15 protein-coding genes are annotated in these 14,434 nt (G+C 51.4%); 5 read left to right on the top strand and 10 right to left on the bottom strand.

Features of this window, described 5'->3' with window-relative positions:
* Positions 1-3: 3 nt before the first annotated feature.
* The gene (locus OGX94_RS14315; RefSeq protein ID WP_257662272.1) at positions 4-1,449 is read left to right on the top strand and encodes a tagaturonate reductase; all 1,446 of its coding nucleotides are present in this window, start codon (positions 4-6) and stop codon (positions 1,447-1,449) included.
* Positions 1,450-1,554: 105 nt separating this feature from the next.
* Here the strand turns inward: OGX94_RS14315 and opgB are convergent, their stop codons facing one another.
* The 6 genes from opgB to OGX94_RS14285 all read right to left on the bottom strand — a co-directional run bounded on the left by opgB (position 1,555) and on the right by OGX94_RS14285 (position 7,284).
* Positions 1,555-3,846, bottom strand: a complete 2,292-nt coding sequence (gene opgB / locus OGX94_RS14310; protein ID WP_063941068.1) for a phosphatidylglycerol--membrane-oligosaccharide glycerophosphotransferase — start codon at positions 3,844-3,846, stop codon at positions 1,555-1,557.
* 230 nt (positions 3,847-4,076) lie between these two features.
* Positions 4,077-4,568, bottom strand: coding sequence for a YjjA family protein (locus OGX94_RS14305; protein ID WP_003830016.1), 492 nt, complete (start codon positions 4,566-4,568; stop codon positions 4,077-4,079).
* Positions 4,569-4,638: 70 nt separating this feature from the next.
* Complete coding sequence (gene dnaC / locus OGX94_RS14300) at positions 4,639-5,376, bottom strand: replicative helicase loader DnaC (RefSeq protein ID WP_003019133.1); 738 nt, start codon at positions 5,374-5,376, stop codon at positions 4,639-4,641.
* 2 nt (positions 5,377-5,378) lie between these two features.
* Positions 5,379-5,918, bottom strand: a complete 540-nt coding sequence (gene dnaT / locus OGX94_RS14295; protein WP_003830011.1) for a primosomal protein DnaT — start codon at positions 5,916-5,918, stop codon at positions 5,379-5,381.
* A 125-nt stretch (positions 5,919-6,043) separates the two neighbouring features.
* Complete coding sequence (locus OGX94_RS14290) at positions 6,044-6,517, bottom strand: threonine/serine exporter (protein ID WP_003830008.1); 474 nt, start codon at positions 6,515-6,517, stop codon at positions 6,044-6,046.
* Complete coding sequence (locus OGX94_RS14285; protein ID WP_003830006.1) at positions 6,508-7,284, bottom strand: threonine/serine exporter family protein; 777 nt, start codon at positions 7,282-7,284, stop codon at positions 6,508-6,510. The genes OGX94_RS14290 and OGX94_RS14285 overlap by 10 nt, the downstream gene beginning before the upstream one ends.
* 458 nt (positions 7,285-7,742) lie before the next feature.
* Here OGX94_RS14285 and OGX94_RS14280 point away from each other — a divergent pair, with 458 nt between their 5' ends.
* Positions 7,743-8,468, top strand: coding sequence for a helix-turn-helix transcriptional regulator (locus OGX94_RS14280; RefSeq protein WP_003830004.1), 726 nt, complete (start codon positions 7,743-7,745; stop codon positions 8,466-8,468).
* Complete coding sequence (bglJ, locus tag OGX94_RS14275) at positions 8,429-9,106, top strand: DNA-binding transcriptional activator BglJ (RefSeq protein WP_257662273.1); 678 nt, start codon at positions 8,429-8,431, stop codon at positions 9,104-9,106. The genes OGX94_RS14280 and bglJ overlap by 40 nt, the downstream gene beginning before the upstream one ends.
* Before the next feature lie 57 nt (positions 9,107-9,163).
* On the opposite strand, the gene OGX94_RS14270 is transcribed toward bglJ, so the two are convergent.
* Entirely contained in the window at positions 9,164-9,622 is a 459-nt protein-coding gene (locus tag OGX94_RS14270) for a YbaK/EbsC family protein (protein ID WP_003830001.1), read from the bottom strand.
* Positions 9,623-9,857: 235 nt separating this feature from the next.
* Here OGX94_RS14270 and OGX94_RS14265 point away from each other — a divergent pair, with 235 nt between their 5' ends.
* Positions 9,858-10,001 carry a hypothetical protein gene (locus tag OGX94_RS14265; RefSeq protein ID WP_188055350.1) on the top strand — a complete coding sequence of 48 codons (144 nt, stop codon included), beginning with the start codon at positions 9,858-9,860 and terminating at the stop codon, positions 9,999-10,001.
* Entirely contained in the window at positions 9,991-11,334 is a 1,344-nt protein-coding gene (locus OGX94_RS14260) for a PTS sugar transporter subunit IIC (RefSeq protein WP_063941069.1), read from the top strand. The genes OGX94_RS14265 and OGX94_RS14260 overlap by 11 nt, the downstream gene beginning before the upstream one ends.
* 29 nt (positions 11,335-11,363) lie before the next feature.
* Here OGX94_RS14260 and fhuF read toward each other — a convergent pair whose 3' ends face one another.
* The 3 genes from fhuF to OGX94_RS14245 form a co-directional block, all read right to left on the bottom strand.
* Complete coding sequence (gene fhuF / locus OGX94_RS14255; RefSeq protein WP_257662275.1) at positions 11,364-12,152, bottom strand: siderophore-iron reductase FhuF; 789 nt, start codon at positions 12,150-12,152, stop codon at positions 11,364-11,366.
* 108 nt (positions 12,153-12,260) lie between these two features.
* Positions 12,261-13,337, bottom strand: coding sequence for a GGDEF domain-containing protein (locus OGX94_RS14250; protein WP_003829994.1), 1,077 nt, complete (start codon positions 13,335-13,337; stop codon positions 12,261-12,263).
* 96 nt (positions 13,338-13,433) lie between these two features.
* Positions 13,434-14,402 carry an IS5 family transposase gene (locus tag OGX94_RS14245; RefSeq protein WP_000654811.1) on the bottom strand — a complete coding sequence of 323 codons (969 nt, stop codon included), beginning with the start codon at positions 14,400-14,402 and terminating at the stop codon, positions 13,434-13,436.
* Positions 14,403-14,434: the final 32 nt, after the last annotated feature.

Here is a 14,434-nt window from a genome sequence, read left to right as displayed (position 1 = left end):
GCGATGAAGACATTGAATCGACGTGATTTTCCGGGGGCCATCTACCCAACGCGCGTGATCCAGTTTGGTGAAGGAAACTTCCTGCGGGCGTTTGTTGACTGGCAACTGGATATCCTCAACGAGCAAACCGATCTGAACGCTGGCGTGACCATCGTTCGCCCGATCAATACCGATTTTCCGCCGTCGCTGAATACCCAGGACGGGCTGTATACCACGCTTATTCGCGGGCTAAACGAGCAGGGCGAGGCGGTGAGTGAGGCGCGGCTTATCCGTTCGGTGAATAACGAAATCAATCCGTATCAGGATTTCGCGGCGTATCTGGCGCTGGCGCACAATGCGGACATCCGTTTTGTGTTTTCGAATACCACCGAAGCCGGAATTAGCTATCACGCAGCGGACCGTGTGGATGACGCGCCGCCGGTGAGTTTTCCGGCCAAGCTGACACGCCTGCTGCTGGAGCGCTTTAACCACTTTGCGGGCGCGGTGGATAAGGGCTGGGTAATTATCCCGTGCGAGCTTATCGACTATAACGGTGAGGCGCTCAAAACGCTGGTGCTGCGGTATGCGCAGGAGTGGCAACTTCCTCCGGCATTTGCCGACTGGGTGGAGACGGCAAACACGTTCTGTTCCACGCTGGTCGACCGTATTGTCACCGGCTTTCCGCGTGAAGAAGCCGCTGCGCTGGAGGCTACGCTAGGCTATCACGATGCGTTTCTCGATACCGCGGAGCATTTTTACCTGTTTGTGATCCAGGGGCCGCAGTGGCTGGCAGAGGAGCTGAAGCTGGCGCAGTGTCCGCTGAATATCCGGGTGGTGAGCGATATCAAACCGTACAAAGAGCGCAAGGTCGCTATCCTCAATGGTGCGCATACGGCTCTGGTGCCGGTCGCGTGGCTGTGCGGGCTGGAGACCGTTGGTGAGGCGATGCAGGATGCTGATGTCCGCCGCTTTGTCGAACGAGCGATTAGTGAGGAGATTATTCCGGTGTTGGATCTCCCGGCGGACGAATTGCGTGAATTTGCCGACGCGGTGAGCGGGCGTTTTCAGAACCCCTACATTCGCCACCAGTTGCTTTCCATTGCGCTTAATGGGATGACCAAATTCCGCACCCGAATTTTGCCGCAGCTGCTGGCGGGTCAGCACAATGGGCGCTGGCCCGTGCGGTTAACGTTTGCCCTCGCTGCGCTGCTGGCGTTTTATCGTGCAGAACGCGACGGGGAACGCTATCCAATACAGGATGATGAGCAGTGGGTAAGCCTCTATGCCAGCCTGTGGCCGCGAGTTGGCAATGATTTAACGCTGCGTGAACTGGTGGATGCCGTGCTTGGCGATGCGGCGCACTGGGGAGAGGATTTGACGTTGTTACCTGGCCTTGCCGGGCAGGTCACGGCCAATCTGGAGATGATTCTGGTGCAGGGTATGCGCCAGACGGTGAAAGGTCTGGAATAAGGTTGCCATGCAGCGCCCGGTGTGGTGTTGGGCGCTGTTTTTTTTCAGACAATACATTCGGTTAACGATAGGTCTGATAAGCAAAGCGCTATCAGACCTATCATGTTACGAACCCTGAGCCACGACTTTGATTTCAACCATTCCGATCCCCAACTTACGCGGTGAGTGACCGAGAATATTGCCCTCGTTGGTGGCGACCGGATCGGGTGGAACAATTACCAGCGTATCGGCATCAGCCGGGTTATCAAAATGTAAGATGGTGGTGGTGACGTCATGGCCTAACACCAGCGTCTGTTCCTCGTTGCCAACGCGCACGGGAATAGGGCGATTAGCATTGTCGCCGAAGGCTTTCGCGGTAATGACCAGATCGAATTTCTTCGGTAGCGGGGCTTTGTACTCAATCGTTACTTCTTCGCTGAGCTGCGCATTGGACCAGCGTCCCCAGGATTCGGGGCGTGAAATACCGCTAAACTGTTTGACCTCTTCCGGCGCGCCCGCCACGTTGAAAACGAAGCTATCTGCTTTGTAGCGAATGTCATTATCGACAATTTTCAGCGTATCGACGTTACCTTTATAGCGCTCCATGTCGATCACCGTGTCTTTAAATACGGTTTTACTTTTCCACTTAGCTTTATCGACGTGCTGTACGATTTGCTGCCCGCCCAACTGCCCCTGTGATACGCACCAGTCGGTAGAAAGCGCCAGCTCCGGCGCCCACAGTTGCGCCATTTTGTAGCAGCGATCGACCCAGACGAAGTTATCGCGTGGGGCGAAATCTGCCAGTTGGAAGCGCAGCGGGGCCGAGTATTCGCTTTCCGGCAGCGGCTCGACGCGTTTGTCCGATACGCGCAGCAGCAGCGGCAGGCGGAAATGACTGCCGGAGAAAGAGATCATATTTTTGTCCTGGTCGACGGTGAACTCTTTCATCTCTTTCGGGAAATTCCACAGGCGAATGATATCGGGCTTCCACGCCAGCATTTTTTCTTTGATGTTCAGGAACACTTCCGACACGGATTCGCTCGACAAGCTGCTGCGGCCAAGGCCGATAAAGTTATCGCCGCCGAGAATATCCAGTACCGTTGCGCCGTTATCCATCGTATTACGTTTCACCGCCAGCGTGTCCTGTTGCGGTTGATCGCCGCGCAGCACGAAGAACAGGTTGTTGCGGTCCTGCTTGTTCAGATACTTCCATGCGGTGTTGTTCATCGCCAGATGATCGGAAGACACCACGATAATGGTATCTTTAAACCACGGCGATGCTTTGATTTTATTGATAAATTCGGCAATGTTTTCTTGGCTGCAGCTGACCGCGCTGAACGATTGGTTGGCCTTCCCGTCGATGTCATAACGTTTACGGTTGCAGCTACGGGAGATAAATCCATCCGGATGATGGGTATCCACGGTCAGGGTAAACAGTGAAAAACGCTGGCCCGAGCGCGAAAGCTCTTCGAATTTTTTCCACGCTTCGTCCAGTACGGTATCGTCGTAGAAGCCCCAGTCGTTACGATAGGCCGGGTCCGCCACCACGCTTTTTAACTCTTCCGCACCATACAGATGGTCAAAGCCGTGAGATTTCAGGAACACGTCTTTGCCAGCAAAGCGCAGGTTGGCACCCTGCACAAAGTAGTTCTGATAGCCGGAGTTTTTCAGGATATCGCCCAGACAAATATTGTTAGGGAAGAAACTTGAAACAGACGCAGAGGCGTTGCCTTCAAACGGCGCAAACAGCGGAATACCGCACTGGGAGGCGACCATGCCCGCGATGGTGTAATCCGTACCCGGCAGTTGCATGGTGTTGCTGAAATCCAGACCTTCGTTTTTCAACGCGCCGAGTTCCGGGGTCAGATCCGGGAATGCGTCGTTATTAAAATAGGTGCGTTCGAGGCTTTCGCCGTAGATATAAACCAGGTTCAGCTTCGGGTTGGGAATGGTTTTTGATGGCTCTTTATAATACGTCGGGAAATCCGGGTCGCCATCGCGTGACTGCGACTTCACCAGTTCGGTTATCTGGTGAAACGCCGGGCTGGCGTCAACGGAGGCCAGCGCCAGCAGCAGGGCCAGCAGACTGTAACCCACGTGATGCGGGTGATGGCGACGGCGGCGCAGAACCCAGCCGAGAGCGACAAAAACGGTCGTCAGCGCCAGCGCGATCCCAACGCCCGGCAGGATATATTTGCCGATACCTGCACCGGTCAGGCTGTTGGTCAGCGTGTACAGAACCGCGTCATTGATCCCGTCGCCGGTGAAATAGTCACTGGCGTACAGCGTGATATTCAAGACAATAAAAATCCCCAGCACCGTTAACGTGGCGGCAAACCACCAGGTGTTGCGACCCGCTTTCCAGGCATAAATCAGCACTGAAGCGAGAAACAGAGTGATGGAGATTAATTCTGACAACGGTCGATCCTCAGTAAACCGGGCAATTGCCTGGCAGGCTAATCATTTGGTGAGAGAACAATGTAATAGCGTTGTTACATTGCTGCAATTGTAGTGACATTAAATTACGTTGTTATTCAGAATTGGTTTAGTTATGCGCGTTTTTGTGGGGAAATACTGTTTATTTGGAATGTGAATGTATTGTCGAAAATAAATAGATGCCGCGCAGGTTATACGCGGCATGTCGTGCGTCAGGAAATGAAGTTCATGCCCTGTTTTAACACCAGATCGCAGGCCTTGGTTTTTACCTGCTTCGCCAGCGAGCTGTTGCCAATCGTGTTCAGGTCCAGCTGTTGACCATCTTTGGCGTTGAGCAGACCCTGAATCCCGTCCATATAGTTGGTGTCTTGCTTCTGCTCAGGAGCACTGAGCCCCAGTTTATCCAGCACCTGGTTTTTGACGTTTTGCGTGTCGGTGACCGAGGCCAGCTTCTGTTTCGCGCAATATTCCAGGATCCCGGCGGCGTTATTCATGCTGCTGGAGGTCAACGACTGATTGCTGCCATTCAGCAGGCTGGTCAGGGAAGAGAGCGACGAGCTGCTTTGCGAGCCGGAGCTTTGTTTGCTCAGCTCACTGGCCGCGCTGGAGAGCGAATCCTGCCAGGAGGCGGCGAAAACGCTGGTAGAGATGAGCGTGCTGGCGGCAAGCGCACAGCACAGCAGACGTTTGGTAGTTTTCATCATTATATGCAACTCGTGTTATGCCTTTTCAGCGCAGTATAGCGCTGGCAGTCTTAGGAGTGGTCCTAATACGTTAATACTCTTTACCGGTGACCCGACTACGGTAGCTTTCCCAGTTAAAAATGACCCACAGGCTGTTGCCAAGGCGCATACGATCCATCACGCGCTCGCCGAGCAGCTTGTTCATTTCATCCATATTGCTGTTAGTTAACATGCCGGTCGGACGTTTTGAGGACGAACGGCGATCGACAATCTGATTAATGATCACTTTTTCATAGCGGGATTCGGTCTGCATGCCGATCTCGTCGATCACCAGCAGATCCACATTGCTCAGATCGTTGAGCAGCTGTTCTTCGCTGGTTTCACGATTACTGAACGTTTCTTTCATCGCCGACATTATATCGGCCACGGTAATGATCAACACTGACTTACCACGCAGCAGCAGTTCGTTGCAGATGGCAGCGGCTAAATGGTTTTTGCCGGTGCCGGGTTTGCCGGAGAAGATAAAGCTGGCGATGTTGCCGTCAAACTCTTCAACATACTGGCGGGCTTTGCTCAGGGCGTTCATCTGACCTTCGCACTCTACCCGATAGTTTTCGAACGAACAGTTCTGATGCAGCGGACGGATACCGGAACGGTTGAATGTGCGCTGCATTTTCATAGCCCGGTTTTCGCGGGCCAGCGCTGCGGCACGAATTTCACCTTGCTCTTTTTGCCATGCCAGCAGCTCTTCGCCCGTTTTAAAGGCGGGCTCGACATTAGGTGGCATCATTTTTTGCAGACGTTTCATCAGGTCGCCAACGTTTTTCATCGTTATCCTCTAAAACCCGGTGGAATGTGGCTGTCAGGTTCACTGACGCTGTTCACATCGCGCTTTGGCATTCCGCCATTGCTGGCCCGTCCAATCTGAATGCTGCGCGCCAGTTTTTGCTGCCACTGAATATGGTGAAAGACTTTTCCTTCAGCCTGCCAGTAGGCAACAAATGAGGCCAGTTCTTCAGCAGTAACCGGCTCTCTCAACGCTACGCCCCATAAAGCGGCCTGACGCTGAAAGTCGGCATCAGGCTGCCAGGCAGCGTACATCGCAAATTTCCCCATTGGTACGGCAACGGGAGCAGCTTGCGGCTCTTCATAAAATTGATCATCTAATGTCACATCGCTTCCCGGGCGTGACAGTTTCTCCTCAAGCGCCAACAGCTCAGCCAGTCTCGCAGGCGTCACCGCGTAAAACGCTGGCGCATTGTTAGCGAATACGGCTACGGCGCCACCCGCAGACCTGGCCAGCACGGCGTGGTGATCGTGTAGTAAGGCGTCAATGCTAGTGACGTCTGGCGTCAAAATTTTGCAGGGCATAATGTTTCTCAATACTGAACAACAACCGAGAAGGGAACTGCTTTTATAGTAACACAGAGAAGAAGGAGAGCAGCAGATGAGGGGGGAGATTCCCCTCTCTGCATGGTATTAAAGAAAGTGCACCGTCAAACGCGTGGGCGTTTGCGATACAGCCATAACCCTGGCACGGATAGTCCGATGGAGAGCGCGCCGACAATCGATGAGGCTTTCAGGAAATTGGTCAGCAGGGTGATCATCAGCGCTTCGCTGTAGCCAAAATGGCCGATTTTTACCGCCGAGATCATGGCGGTGTAGGCGGAGATCCCAGGAAACATCGGGATCACTGCCGCAACGGTAAAGACTTTCGGATGCGCCAGATACCAACGCGACCACTGGATCCCAATGCAGCCGACCAGCAGCGATGCCATAAAGGTTGACCATTCGATATTAAACCCTGCGCTCATCATTGCCATTCGCGAACCGTGACCGAGCGCGCCGAGTAACGCACACCAGGGGAGCGCCCGATGAGGGACATTAAATACCATGGCAAATCCTACTGCCGGGATCGCCGACAGGATCATGTCCTGCATTAACGCCAACATGAAATCGATCACGCCCATCCGCGCAGCCCCCATAAGGTCATCGACATGACCACGCCAATGCAGGTCGCCAGTGTAAGCAAACTGGCAATTGCCCAGCGGGCGAGCCCGGTATTAATGTGTCCCTTAAACATATCCGCGACGGAGTTGATCAGCGGAAAGCCTGGAACCAGCAGCAGCACGCTGGCAGCCATGGCGATGGTCGGGGTGTGGTTAAACGTCGGTAGCGTCAGCAGCAGACCAGAAATCGTTGTCGCCACAAACGCGGTGATGCAAAAGTTAATTTGTGGGTGCAAATGCCGGGATGCCAGAATCTGACGGATATACATTGCCACCATGCTGGCGAAAAAAGTGATCACCGCACCATCCCATCCGCCGTTATTGAGCTTACAAAAGCAGGCGCAGGACAAGCCGACCATGAAGGCGACCAGCCATCTTGGATAGCGTAGCGGCTTAATCTGGCTAAAGCGTTTCTCTACCCCTTTAATATCCAGCAGTTTATGTTCCGCCAAAATGACAATGTGCTGCACTTCCGTCACGACGTGCATATTAATGCCGCGATCCTGATTTTTTCGCGTTGATGTCAGGCATTGCCCGTCTTTAATGGTGGTCAGGACGATAGCGTTAGAGGAGATGGCGCTTTCTACGCTATCCATGCCAAGTGCCAGCCCGAGTCGGGTGGATAACTCGTCAACCAGAGCGCTTTCTGCCCCATGCTGAAGTAAAAAAAGTCCGCATTGAATACATAACCGTGTAACCGTTCGCTGTGACGACTGCTCTGTTTGCATGGCTCGCTCTGACTGAAAAGGATCTCTTTGAGTGACGAATGTCTTCTTTTTATCATGAAGCATGAGCCCGCTGGCTCTGGCTAAGATCAATCTTTGTGTCGAAAAAAGACACAGGTGATACGGTTGCGGTATCTTAACGCCCCCGTTCGCTAAGGTACGAGGGGGAGACATGATTGAAATGTAGCGTTATTTTCCCGGATGGCAAATACGTAAGCCATGCTAACGATCTATTGTAGTTATTATAATTGTACAGATAATGTATTTATACGTAATTGTGCAATAATAGCTTAGAATTTGGCGCTATTTGGATGGTGCCGTCAATACTTTTTGAAATAAATACCAAGGATAACAATTCACCCCGCTTATTGTTCGGAGTATTTTCCTGTGAGTTAAGATTATTAATCCACCTAGGAAGATTTAATTAAGTACGATTGCGGACTGGTGAGTGTGGAGGGGATATGTTGCCAGGACGCTGCAAAAACGCAATTATTATTAGTAAATCACCGATTATACAAACTGGTCTTAAAGGTATAATGCAGGGAAAGTTCTCCGATTACGAACTTACCTACTGTCGTTCTGTTGAAGAACTGACGTTATTACAGCTACGGTGTGCTGATTTGGTGATTGCTGATTTAACCGGAGACTGCAATTATCCTCGTTCAGTCTGCGAGCAATATTATTCTTTATTATCTCAATATCGTGATATTCACTGGGTATTTCTCGTATCTCGTATCTTTTATCCTCTGGCGGTTGAACTACTGATGTGTCCTGTCAGTTCGCTGCTCTCTGACGCCGAGCCGATTGAAAGTTTAGTGAATGTCATTCACGCGGGAAATACACGAGCAGAGAGAATAAGCAAGGCACTGCTCTCTCCGCCTGCTATGCCGCAATTGTTAGACCATAGCGCACGATCTATTGTTCTCACTCTCTCTGAAAGAAAAGTATTGCGCCTCCTTGGGAAAGGCTGGGGGATTAACCAGATTGCGGCGTTGCTGAAAAAAAGCAATAAAACAATAAGTGCCCAAAAGAATAGCGCTATGCGTCGCTTGTCGATAAATAGCAATGCAGAAATGTATGCCTGGATAAATAGTTCTCAAGGATCGCGAGAACTTAATTTACCTTCAGTTTATGGAGAAACCACGGAATGGAAAGCAGAATCATCAAAAGAAACGTTGCACTGGTAGAAAAGTGCACGATGAGCAGCGTGGGTATTAAGAGTTTATTTAATACCATACCGGATGACCAATATAAACTTCATCTCTTTTCAAACCAGCCCGCTTTTAGCCAGGCAATGTTAAAGATGTCGTTTTCGGCAGTTATTTTTTCCCTCTCTGCAATCAGAACCGATCGTAGAGCAGGGTTGGCCTATTTAACGGAGCTGGCGATAAATTATCCGCGGATTCGCCGTGTGGTGATTGCCGATGATGACGCTGAAGCGCGTTTAATTGGTTCCCTGTCCCCCTTGCCGTTAGATGACGTTGTGAGTAAAGCTTCTTCGTTAACGGTGTTGCAGGACGCGTTATTTACGGCGTTAAGCAGCCCTGGCCGGGGAACCGAAGGCACGAAAAACCATTGGTATATTAATCAAAGCCGTATGCTCAGTCCGACAGAACGAGAAATACTGCGCTTTATGTCGAATGGTTATTCGATGCCACAGATTGCTGTTCAGCTTGAACGGAACATCAAAACCATTCGGGCACACAAATTTAATGTGATGTCCAAACTGGGGGTCAGCTCGGATGCCGGGTTACTGGATGCGGCCGATATCCTGCTGTATCTGCGTGCTGGAGAGCCAGCGCCTTTTATGCAGGCGGTTTCGTGACGGGCAACGTTGACGTGTTTCTTGCCGGGTTTGGCCGCCGGTTTAGCGTGTGAAACATTACTGACACACGTCAACCCAGGTGGCAGAAGTCAGTTCAGCCATCCTTTCAGGCGTGATGCGAACCGCGCTGTGGATGGCACCTGCGGCAGGCAGCACTTCAGCGTAGTGTTTCAGAGAAACATCACAGTACACTGATATCGGTGTTTCTAATCCGAAGGGGCAAACGCCGCCAACGGGGTGCCCCGTCGCGTTTACGACCTCATCACTACTTAACATTCGGGCTTTGGCACCGAATGTACTCTTTAGCTTTTTATTATCCAGTCGGGCATCGCCTTTTGCTACGACCAGGATGATATCGTTCTTCACCTTTAGCGAAAGTGTTTTCGCTATTTGGCCAGGTTCAACGTTATGGGCTTTTGCTGCCAGATCAACGGTTGCTGTGCTCTGGTTTAATTCGATGATCTCGATATCTGGTGCATGTTGCGCCAGGAATTGGCGTACTGATTGCAAACTCATTCTTCTCTCCCTAACGCTTACAGATAGCCCTGCACAGCAGAAAATTGCAGGATGTAATTTGTCATAGGGGCAACCACACTGTAAATATTTTATTGTAACAACATAGCAACATTAGCAGTTTTTCGATCTTCTTCACAATCAAAGAAACCGGTTACAGTAACCGGTTGCAGAATGCTGAAATGACGATTAATACTGAAGTTGTCACTTCCTCTGTATCACATAATAAGAGCCATCTATGAAACTTAACTCGAAAAGCGGTAGCGCTGGTGTTCCTCCCGGCACGGTTGCGAAAAGTGGTAATGGGCTTTACGTGGTGGCGGTGTTGATGCCAGCACCGTTGCAGGGTTTTGCACAATGGGAGAACGGCTATGTCTACTAACCATGCTGTGTTTAACGTGATTTTCCGTTTTGTTGAAAATTACGTTAGTCCTGTCGCCGGGCGCATCTCTTCGCAACGACATGTAATGGCCATTCGCGACGGTTTTATTTCGGCGATGCCTTTTATGATTGTAGGCTCTTTTCTGCTGGTTTTTGCCTACCCGCCTTTTTCTCCGGATACCACCTGGGGATTCGCCCGCGTGTGGCTGGATCTGGCAAAACAGTTTGAAGGCCAAATCCTCACACCGTTTGATATGACGATGGGGATTATGTCGGTCTACATATGTGCGGCTATTGCTTATAACCTGGGTAAGCACTATGTGAAGTCGCATCAGTTAGATCCGTTTATGTGTGCGATGCTATCAATCATGGCTTTTTTGCTGATTGCCGCGCCAAAAACCAAAGGCACAATGCCGGTTGATAGCCTGGGAGGAACGGGGATTTTCACCGCCATCCTGGTGGCCATTTACTGTGTTGAAATGATGCGCTTCCTGAAGGCGCACAACATCGGCATCCGTTTACCCGATCAGGTGCCGCCGATGATCAAAAACTCTTTCGATCTGCTGATCCCGGTGCTGGTGGTAGTACTGACGCTTTACCCGCTGAGTCTGGTGATACAGTCGCAGTTTGACATGCTGATCCCGCAGGCCATTATGGCCATCTTTAAACCACTGGTGTCGGCTGCAGATTCTCTGCCGGCGATACTTCTGGCGGTATTGATTGGCCACCTATTGTGGTTTGCGGGTATTCACGGCGCGGCAATTGTGTCGGGAATGCTGCAAATGTTCTGGCTAACTAATCTTGGAATGAACCAGTCGGCGCTGGCGCAGGGCGCGCCGTTACCGCATATCTTTATGGAAGCGTTCTGGACGTTCTTTATTGTGGTCGGTGGGTCAGGCGCAACGATGGGGTTGGTGATTTGCTATCTGCGTAGTCGTTCGGCTCATCTACGCTCGATTGGGCGTCTGAGCGTAGTCCCCAGCATTTTTAATATTAACGAACCGGTGATTTTTGGTACGCCGATTGTCATGAACCCTGTGTTTTTTATCCCTTTCCTGCTGGCCCCAATGGTGAATGCGGTACTGGCCTGGGCGGCGATGAAACTGGATTTAATTGGGCGGGTCATTTCAGTGGTTCCCTGGACCGCACCGGCACCGGTTGGCGCGGCATGGGCATTAGGCTGGGATTATCGTGCGGCTATCCTGGTGGTGCTGTTGGCGCTGGTGTCGGCCGTTATCTACTTCCCGTTCTTTAAAGTCTACGAAAAGCAGCTATTGGCGCAGGAAAAGGAAGAGGCGCAGCGTATGGAAGAGGAAAACCAGCAGGTTGCATAAATATCTGGCGAGGGGCTACGGCTCCTCGCTTACTTCAGCGTGCAGTCTCCGCATTGCTGAACGTCAGGCAGGCGATAGCGTTGGCAGCAGGTTCTGCGTACTAACAGCCCCTCACGCGGAACAACGGTTCGCCACAGAGGGTTATCCTGACCGCAGGAGAGTTGTTTCTCAAAAAAGCAGGTCTGGCGCAGCGTAGTCAGCAGTTCCTCACCTAGTAACGGCTTCATTTCCGTTAAATACCAGTGAATTAAATATCCGGTGTTGCTCCAGATAAGCTTCGCGTTGATCTCGCCAGTCGCTTCAAGCGCCTGCACAACCGGTGTCAGTGCTGAGAGAATCAGCGTTTCCATGCGTTGTTGAGGAGACAGGGCTGTAGCCTGGTGATCCTGATGGACGTCGATCCAGAAGCAGGCCGCTCGGCCCGTTTCGTGAAACTCTATGCGCATATGTTCAGGAGAGACGTCGATAGCCTCTTTTTGCGTCAGCAGAGCCACCATTAACGGAGGCATCATCAGGCCGATATACCATTGCGCCCAAAGAGAAATCAGGGGCTTATTTTCGCGGGGTAGCGTGGGCTGGTTGCGATAGATATGGTCTGAATAAACGGCCAGCAACGAGCTAAGCATCGCCGGTTGTGTCCATTCATGCAGCGTCATTGCACCAGGCACAGGCGTTTCGTCAAGACGAATGAAGTCCAGCAGGTGCTCGCGAGTTTTGGCTATCGTTGCGCGTACGGCAGCAGCCAGCGAGGGCATCTCTGAGGGGAGATGGCTACGCCAGATGACATCTTCAACGATCGGTGCGGAACGATAAGCCATGTCGATATAAGGATGTTAATCTTAATGATAATGATTGCTAATCCTATAATTGACATTGAGCGATGGCAAGATCTTTGTCGCCATCCCGAGCGGCAGCGCACAGAAAGCTCAGGTAGAGGGGCAGTTTACCCGCAGCTCATCGCTGACCAGGGTATTGTTACGCCCAAGATTCTTGGCCTCGTAAAGGGCTTTATCCGCTTTGGCGATAGCAGCATCAATATCCTGTTCTACCAGAGGTGCAATGCCGATACTGACGGTTACGTTGGTTGCCACGCTCTCATTAAACATGTGAGGGATTTTAAGGTCGTACACTTTCTGGCGGATACGTTCGGCGGCAGCCTGGGCCTGCTGTGGATCGACCGCGGTCAGCAAAATCATAAATTCTTCACCGCCAAAACGCGCCACCACATCCCGGGAGCGTACGGAGTCTCGGATGGCGGCAGAAACACGGATCAACGCCTGGTCGCCCATCATATGTCCGTAATGATCGTTATAGGATTTGAAATGGTCGATATCCAACAGCAGAACGAAGTGCCTCGAATTACTCAGAGCCAACAGCGTATCGAGCCGGTGTTGCAGCCCCCGGCGATTATACAAACCGGTTAGCGGGTCGAGCATGCTGAGCCCGTTCAGGGTTTCCCTCTCCTCCAGCAGTTTGTACATCAGTTGCTGAGCGAATCCATCGTAGCGCTTTTGTATCACATGCTGGATGGCGATACCGGCCATAGGCAGCGCCATAAAATAGAAAATCCGCAAACCATGTTCGCTGCCGTTAAGCCATAAACAAACGGCGACGGAGGGGAGTGAGTGGAGCGTAAACGCGATGATATTATTGGCAAAAGCGATAGAGCCAATAAACAGTACGCTGAGCAGCGCTATTAACAGGAAATAATAATCATTCTGACCTAGAGCGTTATATTTCAAGAATATATGTAACGCCCATAACAAGCCAAAAACGATTGAAATAAAAGGGAGATTAATTCTTTTATCCGCGTATTTCCCATGCCATACCAGCAGCAGTGTACTCATCACCAGCATCAGCAACGCCGGTACTGATAAGGCTTTGACCGCAAACAGAGGGAAAAAAAGCGTAAACAGCGCGGAGACTGCGTTGAGCAGTAGAAACAGTCGTAAAGAGAGTTGGTATTTTTTTGTGCGCAGAGTTCGCCAGGATTGTACTGTCATAGGTAAATATTGTTAGTTATCTGCAATGTACGAAGGTGTGTGGCTTTGTTGAATAAATAAGATTTCGTGCGAACGACCCTGTAGCTGGCTGGATTTTCAGGCAATACGCACGCTTTCTGGCATCCCAGCCTTTGTCATCCTGTTCAACGCACGCACCATGGCCATAGCTTCCGCTACCTGACCATCGTAGTCACGCAGCGTCAGTGAATCTCCCAACAACTGCTTCATTCTGTACATTGCCGTTTCCGCTATCGAGCGACGGTTATATTCCGTTGTCCATTTCCACCGTGCATTGCTTCCGCTCAGCCGCTGATTAGCAACGGCACGGTTGCGGTCTGCGTACTCACCGGGCCAGTAACCTGCTCCTTTTCGGGGAGGAATAAGCGCGCTGATTTTTTTGCGGCGCAGTTCATCGTGACAGAGCCGGGTATCGTAAGCCCCGTCTGCCGCGGCTGCCCTGATTTTTCTGTGAGTCTGCCGGATAAGGCCCGGGAAGGCTTCTGAGTCCGTGACGTTATTCAGCGACAGGTCTGCACAGACAACTTCATGTGTGTTGCTGTCAACAGCAAGATGCAACTTTCGCCAGATACGACGGCGCTCTTTGCCGTGCTTTCTGACTTTCCATTCGCCTTCACCAAAGACCTTCAGCCCGGTGGAATCAATCACCAGGTGTGCGATTTCACCCCGGGTGGACGTTTTGAAACTGACATTAACCGACTTTGCCCGCTTACTGACACTGGTGTAATCCGGGCAGCGCAACGGAACGTTCATCAGGGCAAAAATGGAATCAATAAAACCCTGCGCAGCCCGCAGGGTCAGCCGGAATACGCGTTTAATCACCAGAACGGTGGTGATGGCGAGATCAGAATAGCGCTGGGGCCTTCCTCGTGATGAAGGCGTTGCCGACTCATACCAGGCCTGAATCGCCTCATCATCCAGCCAGAAAGTGAGGGAGCCACGGTTGATGAGAGCTTTGTTGTAGGTGGACCAGTTGGTGATTCTGAACTTTTGCTTTGCCACGGAATGGTCTGTGTTGTCGGGAGGATGCGTGATCTGATCCTTCAACTCAGCAAAAGTTCGATTTATTCAACAAAGCC

Origin of the sequence: Citrobacter sp. Cpo037, from assembly GCF_030332945.1 — a bacterium.
GTDB lineage: Bacteria > Pseudomonadota > Gammaproteobacteria > Enterobacterales > Enterobacteriaceae > Citrobacter > Citrobacter portucalensis.
Note: the sequence above shows the minus strand (reverse complement) of the source record. Positions and strands in the feature narration are given on the sequence as shown.

Bases quoted from the DNA above. Each gene is read 5' to 3' on its own strand.
- OGX94_RS14315 (WP_257662272.1), top strand. From the start codon at position 4: ATGAAGACATTGAATCGACGTGATTTTCCGGGGGCCATCTACCCAACG.
- OGX94_RS14305 (WP_003830016.1), bottom strand. From the start codon at position 4,568: ATGATGAAAACTACCAAACGTCTGCTGTGCTGTGCGCTTGCCGCCAGC.
- dnaC (WP_003019133.1), bottom strand. From the start codon at position 5,376: ATGAAAAACGTTGGCGACCTGATGAAACGTCTGCAAAAAATGATGCCA.
- dnaT (WP_003830011.1), bottom strand. From the start codon at position 5,918: ATGCCCTGCAAAATTTTGACGCCAGACGTCACTAGCATTGACGCCTTA.
- OGX94_RS14290 (WP_003830008.1), bottom strand. From the start codon at position 6,517: ATGGGCGTGATCGATTTCATGTTGGCGTTAATGCAGGACATGATCCTG.
- OGX94_RS14285 (WP_003830006.1), bottom strand. From the start codon at position 7,284: ATGCAAACAGAGCAGTCGTCACAGCGAACGGTTACACGGTTATGTATT.
- OGX94_RS14280 (WP_003830004.1), top strand. From the start codon at position 7,743: ATGTTGCCAGGACGCTGCAAAAACGCAATTATTATTAGTAAATCACCG.
- bglJ (WP_257662273.1), top strand. From the start codon at position 8,429: ATGGAAAGCAGAATCATCAAAAGAAACGTTGCACTGGTAGAAAAGTGC.
- OGX94_RS14270 (WP_003830001.1), bottom strand. From the start codon at position 9,622: ATGAGTTTGCAATCAGTACGCCAATTCCTGGCGCAACATGCACCAGAT.
- OGX94_RS14265 (WP_188055350.1), top strand. From the start codon at position 9,858: ATGAAACTTAACTCGAAAAGCGGTAGCGCTGGTGTTCCTCCCGGCACG.
- OGX94_RS14260 (WP_063941069.1), top strand. From the start codon at position 9,991: ATGTCTACTAACCATGCTGTGTTTAACGTGATTTTCCGTTTTGTTGAA.
- fhuF (WP_257662275.1), bottom strand. From the start codon at position 12,152: ATGGCTTATCGTTCCGCACCGATCGTTGAAGATGTCATCTGGCGTAGC.
- OGX94_RS14250 (WP_003829994.1), bottom strand. From the start codon at position 13,337: ATGACAGTACAATCCTGGCGAACTCTGCGCACAAAAAAATACCAACTC.